The sequence below is a fragment of the Sphingopyxis sp. genome (assembly GCF_036402335.1).
Lineage (GTDB): Bacteria > Pseudomonadota > Alphaproteobacteria > Sphingomonadales > Sphingomonadaceae > Sphingopyxis.
On the sequence record NZ_DASWTD010000678.1, the window covers coordinates 1 to 2,463 of the forward strand.

Genomic DNA, 2,463 nt, shown 5'->3' on the forward strand with positions numbered 1-2,463 from the left:
CATTCCCTCTTTCGTCACCCCGGGCTTGATCCGGGGTCCCGCTTCTCGACGGCGCTGAGCGGGACCCCGGATCAAGTCCGGGGTGACGATTATGGTATGCGTGACGGCATACTCTTCCTTCGGCACCCAAAGCTGGTTAGAGCCGACTCGAAATGACCGCCCAATCTCCCCTCGACGATTTCAAGGCCGCGCTGTCGAGCGTTGCGCGCGCGGTGACGCGCGATGCCGAGGTCGAGGTCGGCTTTACCGCCGACGCGCCCGCGCAGGTCGGCAAGGCGATCAAGGTGCCGACCCCGTCGCGCACCCTGCCCGCCGATCAGGTTGCCGAGGCGCGCGGCTTTGCGGACTCCTATGCCTTGCGCATGAAGCACCACAACGAGAAATTGCACGCCGCGGCGCGCCCCGCCGAACCGCTCGCCGCCGCGGCCTTCGACGCCATGGAGCGCGCGCGGATCGAGGCGCTCGGCGCGCGCCACATGGACGGGATGCGCAGCAATCTGTCGGCGAGCCTCGCGATGCGGATGCGCAGCGACCCGATCAGCCGCGCGCAAGGCCGCGAGGATGTGCCGGTGTCGAGCGCGCTCGAACTGATGCTGCGCGAGGCACTGACCGGCGAACAGGCGCCGCAGGGAACCGAGACCGGCCTGTCGCTGGTCCGCGAGTGGATCACCAACGAGGCGGGCGGCGACCTGACCGCGCTGTCGATGCTGCTCGACGATCAGGTGGCTTTTGCCGAAACGGCAAAGCTCGCGCTGCGCCACCTCGACCTGATCCAGAGCGACGAACCGCTGGAACAAGGCGCCGAGGACGGCGGCGAGCAGGACGAAAGTGAGGCGGAAGAAAGCCAGGAAGAGCAGGAAAGCGAAGACGGCGGTGCCGGCGAAAGTCAGGTCGACGCGCGCGCCGAAATGGCGGGCGACCAGGCCGACGACGGCGACAGCGACCCCGACGCGCAGGAAATGGAAGCCGACGGCGAACCCGAAATGGGCGGCGAAGGCGACGAGGGCATGTTGCCCGTCCGCCCCAACCGCCTGCCGAGCGACATTCCCGACTTCAACTATCTGCGCTTCACCGAAAAGCATGACGAGATCATCGCCGCGACCGAGCTCTGCGATGCCGACGAGCTGACGCGGCTGCGCGCCTATCTCGATACGCAGATGCAGCATCTGCAAGGCGCGGTGACCAAGCTCGCCAACCGGCTCCAGCGCCGCCTGATGGCGCAGCAGAACCGCGCATGGGATTTCGATCAGGAGGAAGGCCAGCTCGACGCGGCGCGGCTCGCGCGCGTCATCGTCTCGCCCGGACAGTCGCTGTCGTACAAGATCGAGCGCGACACCGATTTTCGCGACACCGTCGTCACGCTGCTTATCGACAATTCGGGCTCGATGCGCGGGCGGCCGATCAGCATCGCCGCGATCAGCGCCGACATCCTCGCGCGCACGCTCGAACGTTGCGGCGTCAAGACCGAGATTTTGGGCTTCACGACGCGGACGTGGAAGGGCGGGCAGAGCCGCGAGGACTGGCTCGCGGCAGGACGCCCTACGCACCCCGGCCGCCTCAACGACCTGCGCCACATCATCTACAAGCCCGCCGACGAGCCCTATCGCCGCGCGCGAAAGTCGCTCGGGCTGATGATGCGCGAAGGGCTGCTCAAAGAGAATATCGACGGCGAGGCGCTGATGTGGGCGCACCAGCGCATCATCAATCGCCCCGAGGAACGCCGCATCCTGATGGTGATTTCGGACGGCGCGCCGGTCGACGACAGCACGCTGTCGGTGAACCACGGCGCCTATCTCGACCAGCATCTGCGGCAGGTCATCGAATGGATCGAGAATCGTTCACCGGTCGAGCTCTGCGCGATCGGCATCGGGCACGATGTCACACGCTATTACAGCCGCGCGGTGACGATCATGGATGCCGAGCAATTGGGCGGCACGATGGTCGAGCAGCTCGCGGGGCTGTTCGACATAGATTGAAGCTTTATCCACCAAAACCGGCTCCCGATACTTCGCTTGAAATGATGCTTGCCAAGTAGAATTTCGGCGATAGTTGTTGTTTCGGGGAGGGGCGCACACCGATGACAGTAAAGCTGTTGCTGCGTCATGCTGCGGGCATGGCGGCGCTGGCGCTTGCGCCGATTTCAAATGCGCTGGCCGCGCAAGAGGCTGTACCGACACCCGAAGTCGTCGCACCGGGCGACCCCGCGCCGATTGCCGCCAATCAGGCCGACACGATCACCACCGAAGCCGTACCGACGGCTCCGACGACGCTGGCCGCGGGCACGCTGATCGAAATCCGGATCGACGAGGCTGTCAACAGCAAGACGCACAAGACCGGCGACTGGTATGCTCTGTCGCTGTCGCAGCCGATCATGCTCGGCGAGCGGATACTAGTGCCCGCGGGGACCGTTGGACGAGGTCAGGTTGTTCATTCGGCGAAATCGAGCTGGGGAGGCAAGGCCGG

Annotated in this window: 2 protein-coding genes; both read left to right on the forward strand. The window is 65.7% G+C overall.

The window, feature by feature from the left end; translation table 11 throughout:
• Positions 1–152 precede the first annotated feature (152 nt).
• Positions 153–1,976 carry a cobaltochelatase subunit CobT gene (gene cobT, locus VGD20_RS21765; RefSeq protein WP_331136457.1) on the forward strand — a complete coding sequence of 608 codons (1,824 nt, stop codon included), beginning with the start codon at positions 153–155 and terminating at the stop codon, positions 1,974–1,976.
• A gap of 101 nt (positions 1,977–2,077) precedes the next feature.
• Positions 2,078–2,463 (forward strand): hypothetical protein (locus tag VGD20_RS21770; protein ID WP_331136458.1); only part of this gene is annotated, 386 nt, incomplete at its 3' end.

Excerpts from the sequence above, each read along its gene's own strand:
- cobT (WP_331136457.1), top strand. The coding sequence starts at position 153 with ATGACCGCCCAATCTCCCCTCGACGATTTCAAGGCCGCGCTGTCGAGC.